The following is a 19,769-nucleotide window of genomic DNA, read 5'->3' on the forward strand; positions in this document are numbered from 1 at the left end:
GGAGCCATTGATGAACGCCGATATTCCCGAGACGATGCTCGCGTGGCGCGTGCCGCGCTTTGGCGGTATTGAATCGCTGCGGCAGGAAAGCGTGCGCGTGCCGGAGCCCGCACCAGGAGAAGTGCTGATCGAAGTGCGGGCCGCGGCGCTCAATCCCGTCGATCTCAAGACACTGCAGGGCCGCTATCCGCTCATTACGCAAGACAATCTGCCTTATACGCTGGGCCGCGACGTGGCCGGCGTCGTGGTGCGCAGGGGCGAAGGCGCGCAGGCCTGGCCGCAGGGCGCGCACGTGTGCGCGTTCGTGGGCCAGGGCGAAGGCGCGCTCGCCGACTATGTCGTGGTTGCCGCAAGCGCGCTGGCGGGCGAGCCCGCTGCGTGCGCCGTGGATGCGGCCGCCGCCATTCCGCTTGCCGCGCTCACGGCATGGCAGGGCTTGTTCGATCACGGCAAGCTGCAAGGCGGCGAGCGCGTGCTGATTCAAGGCGCGAGCGGCGGCGTGGGGCGTTTCGCCGTGCAGTTCGCGCGCCACTGCGGCGCGCGCGTTGTCGCCACGGCGTCCGCGAGCGAACGCGACGCGCTGATGACGCTCGGCGCGAGCGAGGTCATCGACTATCGCGCGCAGCGCTTCGAGGAGCAGGTGGGCGAGGTGGATCTCGTTTTCGATCTCGTGGGCGGCGAAACGCAGGAGCGCTCGTGGCAGGTCGTGAAACACGGCGGGGCGCTCGTCTCGACGTTGGGCGAACCTTCGCAGGAACAGGCCAGCCGTCATGGCGCGCGCGCGATGCGTTATACGGCGCGCCCGGACGGTGCTCAACTCGCGCATATCGTCGATCTCGTGGAGAAAGGCGTGGTGAAGGTGGAAGTGGTCGAGCGTTTCGGTTTCGACGAGACGCCCAAGGCTTTCGAGCGCCTCGCGGGGGCACATCTGCATGGCAAGCTCGTGGTAATGCGCGAGCGGCGCGACGCGCTTTGAGCGTTCGCACCGCCCGGAGTGCACAGCGAGGTGCACGCCGAAGTGCACGCGTTTCAAGCTTTACGCGTAATTGATGCAAGCAGGGCGCGGCCCGCGCGCCCTCCTTGCGCCTCAACCTTTCGGGAATCCGAAGTGCTTGGGCTAGCCTGATTGCGCCCGCCCGGGCACGGATGGGGCCACAGCCCATGACCCGCACACATCTCATCGAAGATTACGCATTGCTTGCCGATGGCCGCAGTGCGGCGTTGCTCGGGCGCGAGGGTTCCATCGACTGGCTGTGCTGGCCGCGTTTCGACAGCGATCCGTGCTTTGCGGCGCTTCTGGGCGGCGATGAGGACGGCCATTGGCGCCTGGCGCCTGCGGATTCTTCGAGCCGCGCGAAACGCAGTTACCAGCGCGATACGCTCGTGGTCGAAACCGGCTGGGAGGCGGCGCACGGCAGCGCGCGCGTAACCGACTTCATGGCGGCCGACGGCAGCGTGCCCTGCATCGTGCGCATCGTCGAGGGCACGCGGGGCAGCGTGGATATGCAGACGGCCATGCAGGCGCGGCGCGGCCATTTCGTTGCATCCGCAGCGGAAAACGAAAGCGGCGCGGCGACGCTGCGCGCGTCAGGCGACCCGATGATCGTGCGCGCGGACGTGCCGTTACGCGTTCGAACGCGCATGCTCGAAGCCGCGTTTACCGTGCGCGCGGGCGAGCGCGTGGTGTTCACGCTCTGCCACGGCGATGGCGCGGAGATGCAGGGCGTGGACACGGCATCCGCGCTGATGGCGCTGCACGATACGCAGCGCCATTGGCGCCACTGGATCGACCACTTCGACAATAGCCGCACGCTCTGGCCGCAAGCGGTGCGGCGCTCGCTGCTCACGCTTTATGCGCTCGTCCACCGGGCTACGGGCGCGATGGTCGCCGCGCCCACCACGTCGTTGCCGGAAGCGCCCGGCGGCGAACTCAACTGGGACTATCGCTACTGCTGGCTGCGCGACGCGAGCTTCGCGCTGGAATCGCTGCTCGAAGCGGGCTTCCACGACGAAGCGCGCGCCTGGCGCGACTGGCTCTTGCGCACGATCGGCGGCGAGCGCGGGCGCATTCACGTCATGTATCGCGTCGACGGCGGCCACGTGCCGCGTGAGCGCGAGGTGGCGAGTCTCGCGGGATGGCAAGGGGCGCGGCCCGTGCGCTTCGGCAATGCGGCGTGCACCCAGTATCAGCCGGATGTGTTCGGCGAAGCGCTCGATTGCCTCTATCTCACGCGGCGCGCGGGCATCGTTGCGGCAGACGAGGAAGCGGCGCTCGAAGCGCGACTCGTTGGCTGGCTGGTCGATCATGGCGACAAGCAGGGATCGGGCATCTGGGAGACGCGCGGCGAGGTGCGTCACTACACGCTCTCGCGCGTGATGGCGTGGGTGGCGCTGGACCGCTTCGTCAAGCATTGGTGCGAAGAGGGGCCGGGCGTGGGCGACCCGCTGGTGCAGCGCGCGGTGCAGATGCGCGAGGCGCTGTACGACGAGGTCTGCGAGCGCGGCTGGAACGCGCGGCGCGGGGCCTTCGTGCGCAATTACGGCGATCCGGAAAGTCCAGACGATGCGGACGATGCGGCGCTCGATGCAAGCGTGCTTCTCCTGCCGCTCGTGGGCTTCATGCGCGCCGACGAGCCGCGCATGTCGGCCACCATCGACGCGATTCGCGCCGAACTGGGCGAAGGCGGCCTGATTCGCCGCTGGCGGCGCGGTGGCGACGAAGCGCCCGACGAAGGCGCTTTCCTCGCGTGCTCGTGCTGGATGGCCGACTGCCTCTACCTGCGCGGCGACGAGGATGCGGCCCGCGAGCAATTCGAGCGCGTGCTCGCCGTGGCCAACGACGTTGGCCTGCTCGCCGAAGAATATGACGTGCGCGCGCAGCGGCTGGCGGGCAATTTTCCGCAGGCGCTGAGCCACCTGGCCGTGGTCAAGACGGCGATGCTGCTGAGCGGATCGGCGAAAGGCCATCGCCGCGCGCAGTGAGCCGGTGCGAGCGCATGACGCGCGCGACTACGCCGAGCGCTCGATCGACCAGGACGCTTCTTCGTGCTGCCGCGCCACGAGCGCGGAAAGCGCGTTCTCGACGGCCTCGTCGGCGGGGGGCGCCTGCCAGCGTACTTCGAACGACGCGTCGAGGCGCTGGTGCGCCGCCGTTTCCGCCGTGTGATGCGTCACGCCCAGCGGCATCACGCGGCAGCGGCAGCCGCGCAGGGCATCGTCGATCAGCTTGCGGGCGTCGACGCCCGCATCGTGCCCGAGCGTGACGTACGCGCGCCTGCCGCGCGGCAGACGGTGCTCGATGTGCTCAAGCGTATGCAGCACGACGAGCCCGAGCACGGTGCCCGCGATGGCGAGCACGTACTGGCCGCCGCCCGCGCAAAGTCCTATCACCGTGACGTACCACATGGTCGCCGCGGTGGTCACGCCCTGCACGAGCCCGTCCTTTCTGAGGATCGACCCCGCGCCGATGAAGCCTACGCCCGAGAGAATGCCGAGCGGCAGCCGCATCAGGTCGAGCATAACGAAGGAATCCTGAGGTTTTCCGTTCAGCACGAGCAGCACGTTCACCTGAAGCATGGCGAGACAGGCGGCGAGGCAGACCAGCAGCGTCGTGCGCAGCCCGGCCGCGTTGCCCGCCTCGCCGCGGTTCAGGCCGATCAGCGCGCCCGCCGCGAGGGCCACGATGAGCCGCGCCACGAAATCGGGCCAGGTGACGACGAGCGGCATCGGGTGCATGAGGGCGGCTGAATTCATTCGCGGGCAAGGGGCCGTAATTTTTGGTGGTGTGACGCGCTCGGCGCGCAAACCGTATGCCGGGGGGTGCGTGGCAAACCCGTGGCAAACCCGTGGCACACACCGTGGCACACCATGTGCGCTACAGAAAGGGCTTGCACACGCGGGAAGTTCAATCACGAACCCCCGCAATTCAATCCACACGATATTGAGGAAAGCCAATCATGAAGCCACGACACTATTTGATTCCAGCACTCGTGAGCGTGACGCTCGCCGCTTCGGGCCTGGCGCTCGCGGAGGGCGCGGGCGGCGGCAGCAGCAACGGCACGGGTCCGGGTGCGCCCACTGGCGGCGCGAGCGGGGCCTATCCGTCGCAGGGCGCGGGGCAGAATTCTTCGGGCACGATGCATTCGACCACGCACAGCAAGAAGCACACGAAGAACATGTCCAAGCCGATGAACGACACCACCAATACGCCGGGCGCTGACGCCAGCAGCGACACCAAGGGGCAATAAGCTTGGCCCCCCCTTCACGGCGCGCGATTGTTCGCAATCGCGCGCCGTTGTTTTTTCCGCAGTTCTGCTTAGCGATGAATCGCATCGCGCAGCCGCGTGACTTCGGCGGGCGCGATGGGCGCGGCGTTGTTGCCCCACGCGCCGCGCACGAAGCTCGCCACCTGGGCGACTTCGCTATCCGTGAACTGGGTGCGGAACGCGGGCATTTTGCGCGGCTCGCCGCCGCCGTCCGTCTGCGGGCTCTCGCTGCCTTCGACGATGAGGCGCAGCACGCTCGTCGGATCGGACGATAGCGCGAGCGAGCTGCCCGCAAGCGGGGGCGCCTTGCCGGGTTTGCCCGCGCCGTCGGCGCCGTGGCATTTTGCGCAGTACGAAAGATAAAGGCCCGCGCCGGGCCGCTCCGGCGTGCCGCCGCGCAGCGCCGTCATGGTCGAGGCGCGGGCGGCGGCGGAGTCGGCATACTGCCCGCCCGGCTCGCGCGCGGGCAGCGACTTCAGATACGCGGCGATGGCGTGCAGGTCGTCGTCGGCCATATATTGCGTGCTCGCGCCCACCACGGGCGCCATCGCGCCGAACGCCCAGGCGCGGTCGTTGTGGCCGTCGCGCAGGAAAGCCACGATGTCGTCGGCGCTCCAGCGGCCAAGGCCGCTGCCCGGGTCGCCGGTGAGATTCGGCGCGTACCAGTGATCGGTCACGCCGCCCGTGAGGTAGAGCGGACTGCTTTGGGTGTAGCCCATTTCGTTGTACGCGGGCCCGCGCGGCGTGTGGCACGCGCCGCAGTGACCGAGGCCCTGCACGAGCCACGCGCCGCGATTCCATTGCGCGGATTGCGCGGGATCCGGCTCGAAGCGGCCATGCTGCGCGAACGCGAGACGCCAGACCATCATCACCCAGCGCTGGTTGAACGGAAACGGCAGATGCGTTTGCGGCGTGATGTTCGGCACCGGCTTCACGCCGTACATGAAGTACTGGTAGAGCGCGTTCACGTCGCTTGCATGGAGCGCCGCAAACGACGGATAAGGCATGGCCGGATACAGCCGTTCGCCGCCTGGCGTCACGCCGCGTTGCAAGGCCGCGGCGAACTGCGTGGGCGTGTAGTTGCCAATGCCGTGAACGGGGTCGGGCGTGATGTTGCTCGCGTAAATGGGACCGAACGGCGAATTCACGGCAAGGCCGCCGGCGAAGGGCTCGCGTTTGGCGGAATCGTGGCACGAGGCGCAATCGCCGGCTTTCGCGAGTTTTTCGCCCAGGGCGATCTGGGCGGCGTCGGGCGGCGGTTTTGCCGTCGCGAATTCGTCGTTGCGGTGGCAGCCGGCGAGCGGCATCAGGGCGGCGAGCAACGTGGCCGCCAGAGCGCGCGCGCTCATCGGAGCGCCCCGCATAGACGCTCCAGCGGCAACGCGAACAGCACCGAGATCGTGAACACGAGCGCAATCGTGAACGCCACGGCCACGGCGGTGCCGCTCCACGCGAGAAAGCGGAAGGTGTCGCGCTGGGGCGTATTGATGGCCGCGCTCTCGCGCCACGTGCGCCGCGCCAGCAGCGCGCCGGTCAGCGCCAGCGCGAACGCGGCGGCGGAAACGAGCGCAAGCGTCCAGTGCACGACCTGCCAGGGCTCGCTATTGCGTTGCGGCACGCCGCCCGCGCAGGTGGTGGCCGCGAGCGTCTGGCAGAACAGGACATGACCCGCCCAGATGGCCGGCACGCCGAAAATGCCGTACCACACGGCCACATGCTGGCGCAGCGTGGGCCTTGCGCGCACGGGAGGCGCCGGAGGGGCCGGGGGTGCGGGAGCGGGCTGCATCATCGTCCTCGCATCCAGTAAGGCGAGAGATAGAGCACGGAGAAAATGAAGAGCCACACCACGTCGACGAAGTGCCAGTACAGGCCGCCGATGGTGAGCGCCGCATCGCGTTTGCCGTCGAAATAGCCGCGCGCGATCCAGAACGAGAGCGCCGCGAGCATCACCAGGCCCGCCATCACGTGCGCCATGTGAAAGCCCGTAATCGTGAAGTAGAGCGAACCATACAGATTCGTCGAAAGACCGTAGGGCCGCTCGCGCCACTCGAAGAACTGGATCGTGACGAACGCCACGCCTAGCGCGATGCCGGCGATCATCGACCAGAACGCGGGCCACGAACGGGCGCGCCGCACGAACGCGCCCGCGAGCCACACGAACACGCTGCTCGTGAGCAGCAGCGCCGTGTTCAGGCCGCTCATGCCGAGCCTGGGCAGGCCGTCGGGCGGCCAGGGCTGCGCGCTCTGCGAGGCGAGGTACAGGTACGAGAAGATCAGATAGCCGAACAACGCGGTTTCCGTCACCACGAGCGTGAGCACGCCCCACCAGCCGCCCGAGTGCTCGCCCGCGCTGCCTACGGGCAGCGCCAGGGTTTCGTCTTCGCTGCGGATTGCAGCCGAAGCGGCTGTGGCTTCGGCGGCTGTTCCAGCGGGCGTAGTGCCTTGCGGCGCAAACGGTTCGCGCTGGCCGAGCGAGCGCCGCGGCCACAGCCACGAGAGCAGCGCGAGTCCGCATGCGGCTGCGGCGATAACCGTGGACGAAGTCGAATGAAACAGCAGGCCCACGAACACGAGCGTCGAGGCCACGCCCAGCACGAAGGGCGCGTAGCTGTCGTCGGGCATCTTGAGGATGACGTCGGGTTCGCCCGTGAGCGGCGTGACGCCCAGCGCCTCGCGCCCGCGATGGAGCAGGTAACCGGGGCGCGGCACGTTCGCGTCGGGCTGCCAGAGCGGGTCGCGCGAGCGCACGCTCGGCAGGATCGCGAAGTTGTACGGCGGCGGCGGCGACGAAGTGGACCATTCGAGGCCCGACGCGTTCCACGGATTCGCGCCCGCGCGTGCGCCGCGCCGCGCGCTTACGAGCGCATTGCCGATGAACATGGCGATGCCGATGGCGAACACGAACGCGCCGATGCTCGTGATCAGGTTGGCCGTGTCCCAGCCCATGCCTTCGGGGTAGGTATAGATGCGGCGCGGCATGCCGAGCAGCCCCGAGATGTGCATCGGGAAGAAGCCCAGATTGAAGCCGATGAACGCGACCCAGAAGGTCCACTTGCCGAAGCGTTCGTTCATGAGCCGCCCGGTGAACTTGGGGAACCAGTACGTGAGCCCGCCCAGCACCGGAAACACGTTGATGCCGAGCAGCACGTAGTGAAGATGGGCCACGACGAAGTAGGTGTCGGTAAGCTGCCAGTCGAGCGGCACGGCGGCGGTCATCACGCCCGAAACGCCGCCCACGGTGAACATCAGCACGAAGCCCGCGAAGTAGTAGAACGGCGTTTTGAACACGGGGCGGCCGGTCCAGATCGTGGCGATCCACGCGAATACGGCAATGGCGCTCGGCACGGAAATCACCATGCTGGCCGCGCCGAAGAAGGCCAGCGCGAGCGGCGGCAGCCCGGTCGCAAACATGTGATGAAGCCACACTTCGAAGCCCACGAGCATGGTCGCGACCGTCGAGAGCGCAACGGCCGCGTAGGCGACGATGGGACGGCGGCAGAACGTGGGCAGCGCGTCGGAAACGATGCCCATGGCGGGCAGCACGACCACGTAGACCCACGGATGCGCGAAGATCCAGAAGAGGTGTTGCCAGAGCAAGGGGCGGCCGTCGGCGCTGGTGTCGAAAAAGTGCGAGCCCGCGTTGCGGTCGAGCCAGAGCATGAAGAACGCGAGGCTCACGGAGGGCACGGCGAGCAGGTTGGCCGCCGAAGCCGTGAGCGTGCCCCACACGAGAATGGGCAGCCGCGCCACCGACATGCCGCTTGCGCGCATGCGCAGGAACGTGATGACGAAGTTGGCCGCGCCCACCGTCGTCGAAATGCCGAGCAGCACCATGCCGAGCGCGTAGACGTCGATGTTGGGGCCGGGGTCGTAGGCGGCCGTGGAAAGCGGCACGTAGTTGAACCAGCCCGCATTCGCGCCTTCGCCCGCGGGAAAGCTCGCGTAAAGCAGAATGCCCGCGCCGAGAAAAACCCAGTACGAGAGCGCGTTCAGGCGCGGGAACGCCATGTCGCGCGAGCCGAGCACGAGCGGCCACAGGTAGTTCGAAAAGCCGCTCAGCACGGGCAGCGCGTAAAGAAAGATCATCGTCACGCCGTGCATCGTGAAGAGCTGGTCGTACTGCTGCGGCGTGAGGAGCGTTTCGTTGGGACGCGCGAGCTGCGCGCGCATGATGAGCGCCTCCACGCCGCCCAGCACGAGAAATACGAACGCCGTGACGAGATAGCGGATGCCGATGGTCTTGTGATCGACGGTGGAGAGCCAGCCGCGCCAGCCGGGGCGCGTCTCCCAGATCTCCTCCAGACGGCGCAGCGTGGCTTCGTCGAGCGGCGCGGTGCCCGTTTCGGGTACGCGCGAGAGGCGGCCCGCGCGCGGGCGTTGCGGCACCATCGCGTGGGTGGGGCGTTCCGGACGATCGGGGGCGGCAGGCGAGGCCGGGATATCGTTCATGTCACTGGAGCGTGTCGAGCCACGCGCCGAGGTCGCTCGCCTCGGCGGGAGTGAGGGCGATGTCGGGCATGAGCGATTCGGGCTTGCGCTGCTGGGCATGTTCGACCCAGTCGAGCCGGTTGACGGGCGTATTGGCGAGCGTGCCCGCCGCGATCAAGCGGCGCGAGACGAGGTGCGTGAGATCGGGCGCCTGCGCGCCGCTCGACGGCGTGCCGCGCACCGCATGACAGCCGCTGCAACGCGCGTCGAATAGCTGCTCGCCGCGCAGCGCGGCGCCGCCTGGCGCGGCGGCTGCGGGCTGCCGCTGCGCGTCGAGCCAGCGCGCGAAGTCGGCGGGCGTTTGCGCGACCACTTCCATCGCCATGTGCGCGTGCTGCGGTCCGCAGAACTGCGTGCATTGCCCGCGCCATATGCCGGGACGGTCCGCTTCGAACCACTGATGGTTGACCTGTCCGGGTATCGCCTGCGTCTTGCCCGCGAGCGCCGGCACCCAGAACGCATGCACGACATCGGCGCTTTGCAGGTCGATGCGCACGGGCTCGCCCGTGGGGATGTGGATTTCGTTGGCGGTATCGAAGCTCGTGCCGGCAGGCGTTCGATAGGTCACTTTCCACCACCAGTCGTAAGCGGTGACAGTCACCGTAAGCGCGGGCTCGCGCGGCGGGTCGGCCACGGCGGCCAGCACGCGCAGCATCGCCACGAGCGCGCCCAGCAGCAGCGCCGAGGAAATCGCCGTGCCCACGGCGACGATGCGGTTCGCGGTGCGCTCGCCCTGTTCGTCGGCGACATTGGCTTGCGCTAATGCTTCGTCGGACGTTGCGCTTTCGCGGCGTTTGCGGCGTAGCGCCATATAAAGCAGCCCGGCGATGACAATGCACACCCCCAGGCATAACGCGGCAAGGCCCCAGTCGAGCGCCAGCACCGGGCCCGATGCGGGGCCTGCGCTGTGCAGGAAGTAGGCGAGTGGGGTCATGGGCGACGCGGCAGCCTGGGGTCCAGAACGCGGTTCAGAATGGTTTCGGGTGCGCACCCCGTATGCCTGTTCGGCGTGTGTTTACCCTGAGGACCCGGAGGCTTGGGCGAGGCCAGCCGAAGTTAGCGAGGATAGCTAACGAACTGAGCGAAACAAGAAACGCGCCGCAAGTGCGGCGCGTCGCCTCATTTTTGGCTCTTCTTCGGAATTTTCGCGCCCGACTTGCGCGCCTGATTGAGCGCAATGGCAACGGCCTGCTTCTGCGACTTGCCTTGCTTCACTTCCGTCTTGACGTTCTTCGAAATGGCTTCGCGTGTTTTTCCCTTGCTGAGCGGCATGGCAGCCTCCTTTTAAAAAGCCCCTGGATTCGCGCATTGTCCGTGCCCGCGTATCGGAATACAAAGCGTCGGAAACCAAAGCGTCGATCAAAGTTCGCCGCGCGCGGCCAGCGCCTGGATGCGCTCGGCGGTGCGTAGCGCAATGGCCTGAATGGTGAGCGACGGATTCACGCCGCCCACGGTCGGAAACACGGAGCCGTCGCAGATCCACAGATTCGGAATGTCCCACGAGCGGCAATCCGCATTCACGACGCTCGTTTGCGCATCGTCGCCCATGCGCGCCGTGCCGTTCAGGTGGCAGGTGTCGTCGTTCTGAGTCCAGATATCGCGCGCGTTCGCCGCCGCGAGCGCGCGGCTCATGAAGTCGAGCGCATGGTTCACGAGCTTGTGGTCGTTCTCGCACATCGACCATGTGACGCGCGCCACGGGCAAGCCGAGCGCGTCCTTTTCCCCGGCGAGCGTCACGCGGTTGCGTTCCTGCGGCAGCGTTTCGCCCACCATCTTCAGCCCTGCCTGATGGTTGTACTTCGTCATCTCGCGCATGAGCGCGTCGCCCCACAGGCCGCGGCTCGTCTGCGTCGCCGCCCAGACGAGCGGCAGCGGCCCCTGACTCATGTAGCAGTAGCCGCCGTGAAAGTCCTTGCCGGTGTCCTGATAGTTCCAGTGCTCGGTGAGCGCGAGCGAGGGCGGCCCCTTGTACCAGCGGATTTCGTCGTCGAATGCGCCCCACGCGGCCTGGTTGGTCTGCACCATGAGGTTCTTGCCGACGAGCCCCGAGCGGTTCGCGAGGCCCTCGGGAAAGCGCCCGTTCGCGGAAAGCAGCAGGAGGCGCGGCGTTTCGATGGCGTAGCCCGCCACGACCACGTTGTGCGCGCGCTGGAAATGCCAGCGCCCCTCGCGATGGAAATGCACGCCGGCGGCGCGCCCCAGCGCGTTGGTTTCGATGCGGCCCACCATGGCGAGATCGCGGATTTCCGCGCCCGCGTGCACGGCGCGCGGAATCCACGTGACGAGCGCGCTCTGCTTTGCGTTGGTTGCGCAGCCGGACACGCAAAAGCCGCGATACACGCACTGATGCGCGTCGCCGCGCGGCGCGGAAAGCGTGGCGAGCGGCGTGGGCGACCACGGAATGCCGAGCGCCTCGCAGCCGCGCGCGAGCACGAGGCCCGCGCCGTTGACCTCGTGCGCGCGATACGGATAGCGCGGCCGCTTCGGTCCCCACGGATAATTCACGGGCCCGGAAATGCCGAGCGCGCGCTCGACCTCGGTGTAGTAGCGCCACATCTCGCGCCAGTCGAGCGGCCAGTCCACGCCATAGCCGAGCTTCGTGCGCGCCTGGAACCATTCGGGCCGAAAGCGCAGCGAAACCATCGCGAAGTGTACGGTGCTGCCGCCCACGGCTTTGCCGCTGTTGTTGCTGCCTAGCTGCAAGGGGTTGTCGCCGTCGCAGATGCGCTCGTCGGTCCAGTAGAGCTTGGCCTGGTGGGTTTCGTCGGAGGCGAATTCTTCCAGTGGCCGCCACCACGCGCCCGCGTCGAACGCGACCACGCGAAAGCCCGCCTCGGCGAGCCGGCACGCGAGCGTCGCGCCGCCCGCGCCCGTGCCGACAATGGCGAAATCCACGGGGTCGTCGAGCGCGTATTCGCGCATGGGCATCCAGCCGCCGCGGCGGAACACGTCGGGCGCGCGGCCGTGCTTGCCGCGCGGCGCTTCGTTCGCCGCGCCCGCTTGCGCGAGGTCAGCGCACACGCTTGTTCTCCGTGCGCGCGGTCTGTTGCGCGGCCTCGCTGTCGTCGCGGGCTTCGACGGCTTCCCACGGATCGCGCCGGTTCGTGTAAAGGCGCACGTAGCCGCGCGGATTCGCGGGGCCGCCAAAGCCCATCGCATTCCAGGCAAGCGGATGCGACCAGTACGCGGCGCTCACGTCGTGCAGCACGCGCTTCGCGAAGAACACGTCGCACGGCATGCCGCGCCACGCCTTGCCGCGCAGTTCGCCGCGCTGCATGCGGGTGACGAGCGCGCGCCGCCGTTCATCGCGCAATTGGGCAAAGTGCTCGCCGTAGGCCTTCACGCTTTCGGCGTCGAGCGCCGCGAGGCCCGTTTCCCATGCGGCGCGCAACGGCGGCAGACGTGCGTCGCGAAAGCCGTCCCGCCGGTCGTCGAGCAGCTTGCCTTCCACCAGTGCCGCGACGGGTACTCGCGAGGAGTCGCCGGCGTGTTCGTCGCGCGTGGGCTGCGGGACGATGGTGTCGCACAATGCGACCAGCGTCTGCCACTGCGACGCGGCGAGATAGCGCGCGCGATCCGGCGTGTTCACGCGCGCCTCGATCACCGCGCGCGTGGGGGCGTCCCATGAGGGCGTCTTGCGTTTGGCGAGCACGTCGTAGCCCGGATACCTGGGCGTGTGCGTCATCGTTCGGTCTCCCGCATGCGCAACGCCGCGAGCCCCGCGAGCGCAAGCGCGCTGAACGAGGGCGGCGCGGGCAGCGGCGGCCCCGCGAACAGGTTCTGCGACCAGTTGCGCCAGCCGCCCTGCGCCCGTGCCACGCCGTTTGCATGAAAGCCGAAACCCGCAAAGCCCAGCGCCGCCGTGAGCCGCAGCCAGAAGCGCGCGAACCCGCTTGCGCGCGCCGCATGCCGGGGCGCGGCGAGCGCCGCATGCGCGAGCAAGGCGCTGCTCACCGGCGCGATGGTCACGGGCGCGTACATCGCGGGATGTTGAAACGCGCCGCGAAAATGCAGCAGCGCCGCTTCGGCGGCCGTGCCGAGCAGCCCCGCGCCGGCCACCAGCGCGAGTGCCTTGCCTGCGGGCATGCCGAACAGATGCGGGTCGTGTTCGGGTTCGTCGCGCAACTGCTCGGCGATCGCGCCAAGCGCGCCGCAGAGCACGAGCGCGAACGGCGCGCCAGCGGGCGCGCCGTAAAAGAAGTTGTGCCAGCTTAAGCCGCCGGGCCGCTTCGTCACGTTGTAAAGATGGAACGCCGTGCCGGCGACGCCCGTGGCCGCGCCGGTTAGCTGGATTGCATGCCGCAGCCGGTGCGAAACCGCGCGCCGGTCGGCGCCGCCGTGCAGCGCCGCGCTGAGCGAGCAGAGCGCCACGGCGGGCGGCAGGTACATCGCCCGGTTCTCGAACGAGCCGCGATAGTGTTCCATCGCGCTGTCGGCGAGGACAGAGAGCGCGAGCAGCGCCGACCCGTGATTGAAGCTGCGCGCCGCGGCGACGTGCTTGCCGGCCGCGCGCGCATGCGCCGACTCGCGCAGGTCGCGCGTGGACCAGAGCGCGAGTGCGGCGCCCGCCGCGACGCTTGCGACGGCCGCAGCCGCGCGCGTGGTTTGTGTCATCGGCTTGACCTCCCGGTTGGGTCTCTCCTTTCTCCACGCGAAAGCAGCAAAGCGGATGCCGCGCCGCATGCGTGACAACCCGGTGGCGACGCCGGCCTCTCCCGCGAAACCGCGTGTGTAGTATTCTTGACCCGCGCAAAGCCATATCCAGCAACTGTCATGTTTTTGTAGGCTTCGAGACGAATTCACGATTTTTCTCCGAGGGCATTCATGAAAACGTTGTTTCTGCAGGCACCTTCTTACGAAGGCTTCGATGGCGGCGCGGGCTCACGTTTTCAAACAAAGCGCGAGATCCGCTCGTTCTGGTATCCAACGTGGCTTGTGCAGCCGGCCGCGCTGGTCGAAGGCAGCCGCGTGGTGGACGCCCCCGCAGACGACCTGACGCTCGAAGCCACGCTCGATATCGCTCAGGAATACGAACTGGTCATCATCCATACGAGTTCGCCCTCGTTTCCGAGCGACATTCAGTTTGCCGAACACCTGAAGCGGCGCAAGAGCACGATCCTCGTCGGCATGATCGGCGCGAAGGTGGCGGTCGATCCTCATGGTTCGCTGAGCGCGAGCGATGCCATCAACTTCGTATGCCGCGAGGAATTCGACTTCACGTGCCGCGAGATTGCTCAGGGTTTGCCGTTCGAGTCGATATTGGGCCTGAGCTATCGGCTGCCCGATGGCGGCATCACGCACAACGAAGCCCGGCCGATTCTCGAGGACATGGACCAGCTTCCCTTCGTCGCGCCGATCTACAAGCGCGACCTCACGCCCGAGCACTATTTCAGCGGCTACCTCAAACATCCGTATCTGTCGCTTTATACGGGGCGCGGCTGCAAATCGCGCTGCACGTTCTGCCTGTGGCCGCACACGGTCGGCGGTCATCGCTATCGCACGCGCTCGGTCGAACACGTGCTGGAAGAGGTGAAATGGATTCGGGACAACATGCCCGAAATCAAGGAGATTATGTTCGACGACGACACGTTCACGGACCTCAGGCCGCGCGCGGAAGAAATTGCGCGCGGGCTCGGCAAGCTGGGCGTGACGTGGTCCTGCAATGCCAAGGCGAACGTGCCGTATTCAACGCTCAAGGTGATGAAGGATAACGGATTACGGCTGCTGCTCGTGGGCTACGAATCCGGCGACGACCAGATTCTCGTGAACGTCAAAAAGGGCGTGCGCACGGACTTCGCGCGCCAGTTCAGCGAGGATTGCCGCAAGCTCGGCATCAAGATTCACGGCACTTTCATCCTCGGTTTGCCGGGCGAAACGCACGAAACGATCCAGAAAACCATTCGGTACGCGAAAGAAATTAATCCTCATACCATACAGGTCTCGCTCGCCGCGCCTTATCCGGGCACGGTGCTGCATAAACAGGCCGTGGAAAATGGCTGGCTGAACGACACCAAGGTCATCACGCTCGTCAATTCGGCGGGCACGCAGGCTTCGACCATTGGCTATCCGCATCTTTCGCGCGAGGAAATTTATCTTGGCGTTGAAGAGTTCTATAAGCGCTTCTATTTCCGGCCAGGGAAAATCTGGGAAATCGTCCGTGAAATGCTGGTGAGTTGGGAAATGATGAAACGGCGCCTTCAGGAAGGCGCGGAATTCTTCAAATATCTCCGGGCGCGCAAGGTCTGACGCGTTCGCTTTCGGTGTGTACGCCCGCCCGGAATTCCGGGCGTTTGTTACCCATCTTTCACGTTGCCTTTCGTTCGCCTCCGGCGTGATACTGTTCCATGCCCACGCGTATTCACTTTTTTGCAGGGGTGCCTGGAATGGCTCTGCCTCATGCGGTACGTCATAACTCATAGCTTCATCGGGCCAACGGAGGAGACCTCAATGGCGCCGAAAAGCAGGTCGCCCGCCATCGCGGACCTCGATGCGCGGCCCTCTCGCGCGCCTGACCACGAGAGCGAGAACCAGGCGCTGCTCGCTCTTGTCACCGCGCAACTGGACTCGCGCGAAGTGTTGCTGCAAAGAATCGCGGACTTTGCCATGCGCCTGTGCGGTGCGCAGTCGGCGGGAATCAGTTTGCTGGAGCGCGAAGGCGAGGAGCGTTATTTTCGCTGGCACAGCGTGGCAGGTAAGTTTGCAAACCTGTGCGGAACCCGCACACACTGGAATGACTGCCCGTGCGCCGTCGTGCTCCAAGCCGGCAAGCCGCTGCTTTTCACGGCGTTAGGCGCCGATTTCCCGGTTCTCGCCCCCGTCTGCGCCGACGTGCAGGAAGCGCTCGTTTTGCCAATCGTCTCCAAAGGGCGCCCGCTGGGCGCCATCTGGGTCGTCTCGCTCGAGGAGCAGTCGCGATTCACTCGCGAAGACCGGCGGGTGCTCAGCGAATTCGCCTCCGTGGCCGGGTCGGCACTCAATCTGGTCGACGCGCGCGATCATAGCCGCATGGAAACGCAGCGCTATTCGGAAGTGATCGCCGTGCTTGCGCATGAGTTTCGCAATCCCCTGGCGCCGCTCGAAAATGCGTTCCAGGCGCTTCAGGTGGTGAGCGAGAATCGCGCACCGCAGCGTGAGTATTTCGCGGTTGCGCAGCGCCAGATCGCGCAACTCAAACGCTTGATGGACGAACTGCAGGACGCGTCGCGCCTGGATCACAACAAGCTGAGCGTCGAGCCCACCGATGCTTCGCTCAACGAAATACTTTCCGATGCGCTCGCTTCCATCCGCGAGCGCGCCGAGGCGCGGCGGCATACGCTGCACGTTCATCCGCTTGCCGGCGACCTGCGGCTGTTCGCGGACCCGGCGCGGCTCACGCAGATAATCGTGAATCTGCTCTCCAACGCCGTGCGCTATACGCCAGACGGTGGCGAAATCGTGCTCACCGTCGAACAAAAAGGCGCTGGCGAAGCGCGCTGCGTCGAGATTTCGATTCGCGACAACGGCATTGGGATCGACCCGGCCGTGCTTTCGCGCATTTTCGAGCCGTTTTCGCAATTTGCCGGGAAGAGCGCGCGGCTGGAAGGCGGACTCGGCATCGGGCTTGCCATCGCGCAGCGGCTCGCGCAATTGCACGGCGGCGAAATTGTCGTGACGAGCGAGGGAGCCGGACGCGGCACGCTCGCGCGCCTTTCGATTCCCGTGCGCACGGGCAGCGCCGACGCCGTCAAACCGGACGGCGCGGCGGTTGCGAGCAACGAACCGGCCCGTGTGCTGATCGTCGACGACAATGCCGACGCGCGTTTCGCGCTCGGTGCGCTGCTCGAACTCGAAGGGCATGAAGTGAGAACGGCGTGCGATGGCGCCAGTGCGCTGGCTTTGCTCAAGCAATGGAAGCCGAATCTCGCGCTCGTCGATATCGGCATGCCCGGCATGAACGGCTACGAACTCGCGGCGCGGATGCTCGCCATGCCGGATCAGGCCGGCATGACGCTGGTCGCGCTGAGCGGCCATGTGTCGGACAGCGACCGCGCAGCGGCGCTCGCGGCCGGGTTTCATGCGCATCTCGCGAAGCCCGCCGACATCGCACGGCTGCGCGCGATGATCGCGACCTGCACCCGAGGCCGTTGACGCGCGACGCGCGGCCGACTAGCTGCGCGACGAGTGGATGCCGTTGTGATGGTGGAGGTCGCGCAACAGGCTGGCGCGTCGCCGTTCGCGGCGGTAATGCGCGATCACGGCCGAGGCCGCGATAACCAGCACCATGACGCCGATGGCGGTTCCCACCTGTAGCGCGTCCATGTCTGCCTCCTTGTCACGTCAGGGCCGCCGCTTCGAGGCGAGCGGGGATCAAGCGTAGTGCGGCTGGCAAGGCGCGTTCCGCGGCAGCGCCGTGGGAACAATGCGACGCACACGAAAGAATGGCGCTGGTCGCGGACGCAAATCAAGAATAGCCGATGCCGACGCGCAATTGAACGCCCTCGATCTGAACGCTCTCGATGTGTGTGTGGATGCCAGGAAGTATCGCGGCCCGCTCGCGAGGCATCTGAAGCAGGCCTAAGTAACTGACGATTCGAATCGAGTGCGATTGCCCTAAGTAACTGACGATTCGAATCGAGTGCGATTGCGCTTACGCTCGCGCCATCACTTTAGATCGCGCGTTTCCAGTTCGAGGGATTGCCCCCCGTTTTTCTCCAGGGCGTGCCGCGCGGCCAGTTCGATGCTCGGGCGGTTCGCCTCGAACGCGCTAAGCAGCGCATGCGCTGACGTTCCGGTATTGCCGAAACGGTCGTTCAGCGCGTCGAGCGAGACGCTGCACCACACCGGGCGGTTGTCCACGTTGGCTTCGAACGCGACGCGCGCGGCAGCGACGGCGTGACGGCGATTCGTGAATTCGATTCTCATTCTGAGTCCTCCGTGAGTTGCATGGTTACAGGGTAGAGCCTGATGCGGCCAAAGTTGAGGCCTTTCTGCGCCTCGGTTTCCTCCTACTTGGCGTGCGCGTCGCTGGCGGGGTCGTTGCGCATCATCTTGTCGCGGGTGGCGGGCCCCTTGGGCTTTTTCACCGGCATGTTATCGGGGTTGGATGCACTGGTCGCGCCCGATGCGGCCGCCGGTGGCATCACCATCGGCGGGGGCGGATGTGCGGGCAATTGCGCTTGCGCCTGGGCGGCTGGCCAGACGGCGGCGAGCGCCATCGCCATATAAGGTAGCGCGCTTCGGACTAACGCGCCTCGAGCGAGAGCGTAAAAGGATTTCATGGCCTTCTCCGTTCGTTTCCGTCGTCGTGGTGCTGCATGGTGTCGCGAATCGCATGCCTGCAACGCCGAGCCGCCCTGCCAGTACACGGAAAGAAACGGAAAGATGGAAAGTTGGCTTCACGCGAAGGCGTTGTCATTTCTGTTTTGCTGGCGGCGTTTTCAGCATCAGGCGTGCCCGCTACGCATTTCATGCGCGGGGGTTAAACCCCGGCAATGCCAGGGTTTTGATAGCGGCTCTAGAATGAGATCGTGATTGCGTCAATGCAAAGGAAGCCGTAATAACGTCATGGATACACAAGCGAAACCATTCGAGGAACTGCTGCGGCGGGAATATCGGCACGGGTTCGTTTCGGACGTGCAGTCGGATACATTGCCGCGCGGTTTGTCCGAGGACGTGATCCGTCTGATTTCGGAGCGCAAGCAGGAGCCTGCCTTCATGCTCGACTGGCGTCTCGCCGCTTACCGGCACTGGCTCACGATGAGCGAGCCGCATTGGTCGAGTATTGAACATCCGCCGATCGACTTCCAGGACATCGCCTATTATTCGGCGCCGCATACGCAAGCGGATCGCACGAAGAACGGCCCGAAGAGCCTGGACGAAGTCGATCCGGAACTCCTTCGCACTTACGAAAAGCTCGGCGTGCCGTTGCAGGAGCGCGAGATTCTTGCGGGCGTGGCCGTGGACGCGGTATTCGACAGCGTTTCGGTCGCCACCACATTCCGGCGGCAACTGGGCGAGCTTGGCATTATCTTCTGTTCGTTTTCGGAAGCGGTGCGCGACCATCCCGACCTCGTGCGCCAGTATCTCGGCTCGGTCGTGCCCTACACCGACAATTTCTTTGCCACGCTCAACTCGGCGGTATTCAGCGACGGTTCGTTTTGCTACATCCCGCCGGGCGTGCGCTGTCCGATGGAGTTGTCCACGTACTTTCGCATCAACGCCCGCAACACGGGCCAGTTCGAGCGCACGCTGATCGTGGCCGACAAGGGCGCTTACGTGAGTTACCTGGAAGGCTGCACGGCGCCGATGCGCGACGAAAACCAGTTGCATGCCGCCGTGGTGGAACTGGTCGCACTGGAAGGCGCGCAAATCCGCTACTCGACGGTGCAGAACTGGTATCCGGGCGACGCGCAGGGGCGCGGCGGCATCTACAACTTCGTGACGAAGCGCGGCGACTGCCGCGAGGCCAACGCCAGGATTTCGTGGACACAAGTCGAAACCGGCTCGGCGATTACGTGGAAATACCCGAGCGTGATCCTGCGCGGCGACAACTCGATTGGCGAGTTTTATTCGGCGGCGCTCACCAATCATTATCAACAGGCCGATACCGGCACGAAGATGGTTCATATCGGCCGCAATACGCGCAGCACGATTCTCTCGAAGGGAATTTCGGCTGGCCGCGGCAAGAACGCATATCGCGGGCTCGTGAAGATGGCGCGCTCGGCCGAGAACGCGCGCAACTACACACAATGCGATTCGCTCCTGCTAGGCGACCGATGCAGCGCCTTCACGTTTCCGTATATCGAGGTGAAGAACCCGAGCGCGAAAGTGGAGCACGAGGCATCGACGTCGCGCATCGGCGAAGACCAGTTGTTCTATTGCCGGCAGCGCGGGCTCACCGAAGAGGATGCGGTTTCGATGATCGTCAACGGCTTTTGCAAGGACGTGCTCAAGGAATTGCCGATGGAATTCGCCGTGGAAGCGCAGAAGCTGCTGGGCGTGAGCCTGGAAGGCAGCGTAGGTTGAGAGGGAGAGCAG

18 protein-coding genes are annotated in these 19,769 nt (G+C 66.1%); 6 read left to right on the forward strand and 12 right to left on the reverse strand.

Annotated elements, in window-relative coordinates:
- Positions 1-10 precede the first annotated feature (10 nt).
- Complete coding sequence (locus tag U5768_RS01940; protein ID WP_322028693.1) at positions 11-976, forward strand: NADP-dependent oxidoreductase; 966 nt, start codon at positions 11-13, stop codon at positions 974-976.
- 185 nt (positions 977-1,161) lie between these two features.
- Entirely contained in the window at positions 1,162-2,982 is a 1,821-nt protein-coding gene (locus tag U5768_RS01945) for a glycoside hydrolase family 15 protein (RefSeq protein WP_322028694.1), read from the forward strand.
- A 27-nt stretch (positions 2,983-3,009) separates the two neighbouring features.
- On the opposite strand, the gene U5768_RS01950 is transcribed toward U5768_RS01945, so the two are convergent.
- On the reverse strand, positions 3,010-3,753 hold the full coding sequence (locus U5768_RS01950) for an MgtC/SapB family protein (protein ID WP_322028695.1): 744 nt from the start codon (positions 3,751-3,753) through the stop codon (positions 3,010-3,012).
- 203 nt (positions 3,754-3,956) lie between these two features.
- On the opposite strand from U5768_RS01950, the gene U5768_RS01955 reads away from it, so the two are divergent.
- On the forward strand, positions 3,957-4,247 hold the full coding sequence (locus U5768_RS01955; protein WP_322028696.1) for a hypothetical protein: 291 nt from the start codon (positions 3,957-3,959) through the stop codon (positions 4,245-4,247).
- Positions 4,248-4,315: 68 nt separating this feature from the next.
- On the opposite strand, the gene U5768_RS01960 is transcribed toward U5768_RS01955, so the two are convergent.
- From U5768_RS01960 to U5768_RS01995, 8 genes are all read right to left on the reverse strand, one after another.
- Positions 4,316-5,614, reverse strand: a complete 1,299-nt coding sequence (locus tag U5768_RS01960; RefSeq protein WP_415913827.1) for a c-type cytochrome — start codon at positions 5,612-5,614, stop codon at positions 4,316-4,318.
- Positions 5,611-6,009, reverse strand: coding sequence for a hypothetical protein (locus tag U5768_RS01965; protein ID WP_322028697.1), 399 nt, complete (start codon positions 6,007-6,009; stop codon positions 5,611-5,613). The genes U5768_RS01960 and U5768_RS01965 overlap by 4 nt, the downstream gene beginning before the upstream one ends.
- Before the next feature lie 41 nt (positions 6,010-6,050).
- On the reverse strand, positions 6,051-8,654 hold the full coding sequence (gene ctaD, locus U5768_RS01970) for a cytochrome c oxidase subunit I (protein ID WP_322028992.1): 2,604 nt from the start codon (positions 8,652-8,654) through the stop codon (positions 6,051-6,053).
- A gap of 61 nt (positions 8,655-8,715) precedes the next feature.
- Positions 8,716-9,687, reverse strand: coding sequence for a cytochrome c oxidase subunit II (gene coxB, locus U5768_RS01975; protein WP_415913828.1), 972 nt, complete (start codon positions 9,685-9,687; stop codon positions 8,716-8,718).
- Positions 9,688-9,872: 185 nt separating this feature from the next.
- Complete coding sequence (locus tag U5768_RS01980; RefSeq protein WP_322028698.1) at positions 9,873-10,025, reverse strand: DUF6496 domain-containing protein; 153 nt, start codon at positions 10,023-10,025, stop codon at positions 9,873-9,875.
- Positions 10,026-10,112: 87 nt separating this feature from the next.
- Positions 10,113-11,774, reverse strand: a complete 1,662-nt coding sequence (locus U5768_RS01985; protein WP_322028699.1) for a GMC family oxidoreductase — start codon at positions 11,772-11,774, stop codon at positions 10,113-10,115.
- Complete coding sequence (locus U5768_RS01990) at positions 11,764-12,438, reverse strand: gluconate 2-dehydrogenase subunit 3 family protein (protein WP_322028700.1); 675 nt, start codon at positions 12,436-12,438, stop codon at positions 11,764-11,766. Before U5768_RS01990 ends, U5768_RS01985 begins: the two co-directional genes overlap by 11 nt.
- Entirely contained in the window at positions 12,435-13,367 is a 933-nt protein-coding gene (locus tag U5768_RS01995) for a hypothetical protein (protein WP_322028701.1), read from the reverse strand. Before U5768_RS01995 ends, U5768_RS01990 begins: the two co-directional genes overlap by 4 nt.
- A gap of 210 nt (positions 13,368-13,577) precedes the next feature.
- Between U5768_RS01995 and hpnJ the strand changes: the two genes are divergently transcribed.
- Together hpnJ and U5768_RS02005 are read left to right on the forward strand one after the other, a co-directional pair.
- Positions 13,578-14,999, forward strand: a complete 1,422-nt coding sequence (hpnJ, locus tag U5768_RS02000) for a hopanoid biosynthesis associated radical SAM protein HpnJ (RefSeq protein ID WP_322028702.1) — start codon at positions 13,578-13,580, stop codon at positions 14,997-14,999.
- A gap of 201 nt (positions 15,000-15,200) precedes the next feature.
- Positions 15,201-16,880, forward strand: coding sequence for an ATP-binding protein (locus U5768_RS02005; protein ID WP_322028703.1), 1,680 nt, complete (start codon positions 15,201-15,203; stop codon positions 16,878-16,880).
- Positions 16,881-16,898: 18 nt separating this feature from the next.
- On the opposite strand, the gene U5768_RS02010 is transcribed toward U5768_RS02005, so the two are convergent.
- The 3 genes from U5768_RS02010 to U5768_RS02020 all read right to left on the reverse strand — a co-directional run bounded on the left by U5768_RS02010 (position 16,899) and on the right by U5768_RS02020 (position 18,010).
- Positions 16,899-17,051, reverse strand: a complete 153-nt coding sequence (locus U5768_RS02010; RefSeq protein WP_322028704.1) for a hypothetical protein — start codon at positions 17,049-17,051, stop codon at positions 16,899-16,901.
- A gap of 342 nt (positions 17,052-17,393) precedes the next feature.
- Positions 17,394-17,654, reverse strand: coding sequence for a DUF1488 domain-containing protein (locus U5768_RS02015; RefSeq protein WP_322028705.1), 261 nt, complete (start codon positions 17,652-17,654; stop codon positions 17,394-17,396).
- 83 nt (positions 17,655-17,737) lie between these two features.
- Entirely contained in the window at positions 17,738-18,010 is a 273-nt protein-coding gene (locus U5768_RS02020; RefSeq protein WP_322028706.1) for a hypothetical protein, read from the reverse strand.
- 286 nt (positions 18,011-18,296) lie between these two features.
- Here U5768_RS02020 and sufB point away from each other — a divergent pair, with 286 nt between their 5' ends.
- Positions 18,297-19,757, forward strand: coding sequence for a Fe-S cluster assembly protein SufB (gene sufB, locus U5768_RS02025; protein ID WP_322028707.1), 1,461 nt, complete (start codon positions 18,297-18,299; stop codon positions 19,755-19,757).
- The last annotated feature ends 12 nt before the right edge of the window (positions 19,758-19,769 follow it).

The organism is Paraburkholderia sp. J76 (assembly GCF_905220295.1).
Taxonomy (GTDB): domain Bacteria; phylum Pseudomonadota; class Gammaproteobacteria; order Burkholderiales; family Burkholderiaceae; genus Paraburkholderia.

Coding starts and splice junctions, on each gene's coding strand:
- coxB (WP_415913828.1), bottom strand. CDS start 9,687: ATGACCCCACTCGCCTACTTCCTGCACAGCGCAGGCCCCGCATCGGGC.
- U5768_RS01950 (WP_322028695.1), bottom strand. CDS start 3,753: ATGAATTCAGCCGCCCTCATGCACCCGATGCCGCTCGTCGTCACCTGG.
- U5768_RS01955 (WP_322028696.1), top strand. CDS start 3,957: ATGAAGCCACGACACTATTTGATTCCAGCACTCGTGAGCGTGACGCTC.
- U5768_RS02015 (WP_322028705.1), bottom strand. CDS start 17,654: ATGAGAATCGAATTCACGAATCGCCGTCACGCCGTCGCTGCCGCGCGC.
- U5768_RS02005 (WP_322028703.1), top strand. CDS start 15,201: ATGGCGCCGAAAAGCAGGTCGCCCGCCATCGCGGACCTCGATGCGCGG.
- U5768_RS01945 (WP_322028694.1), top strand. CDS start 1,162: ATGACCCGCACACATCTCATCGAAGATTACGCATTGCTTGCCGATGGC.
- ctaD (WP_322028992.1), bottom strand. CDS start 8,654: ATGGTGCCGCAACGCCCGCGCGCGGGCCGCCTCTCGCGCGTACCCGAA.
- U5768_RS02010 (WP_322028704.1), bottom strand. CDS start 17,051: ATGGACGCGCTACAGGTGGGAACCGCCATCGGCGTCATGGTGCTGGTT.
- U5768_RS01980 (WP_322028698.1), bottom strand. CDS start 10,025: ATGCCGCTCAGCAAGGGAAAAACACGCGAAGCCATTTCGAAGAACGTC.
- hpnJ (WP_322028702.1), top strand. CDS start 13,578: ATGAAAACGTTGTTTCTGCAGGCACCTTCTTACGAAGGCTTCGATGGC.
- U5768_RS01940 (WP_322028693.1), top strand. CDS start 11: ATGAACGCCGATATTCCCGAGACGATGCTCGCGTGGCGCGTGCCGCGC.
- U5768_RS01995 (WP_322028701.1), bottom strand. CDS start 13,367: ATGACACAAACCACGCGCGCGGCTGCGGCCGTCGCAAGCGTCGCGGCG.
- U5768_RS01990 (WP_322028700.1), bottom strand. CDS start 12,438: ATGACGCACACGCCCAGGTATCCGGGCTACGACGTGCTCGCCAAACGC.
- U5768_RS01960 (WP_415913827.1), bottom strand. CDS start 5,614: ATGAGCGCGCGCGCTCTGGCGGCCACGTTGCTCGCCGCCCTGATGCCG.
- U5768_RS02020 (WP_322028706.1), bottom strand. CDS start 18,010: ATGAAATCCTTTTACGCTCTCGCTCGAGGCGCGTTAGTCCGAAGCGCG.
- sufB (WP_322028707.1), top strand. CDS start 18,297: ATGGATACACAAGCGAAACCATTCGAGGAACTGCTGCGGCGGGAATAT.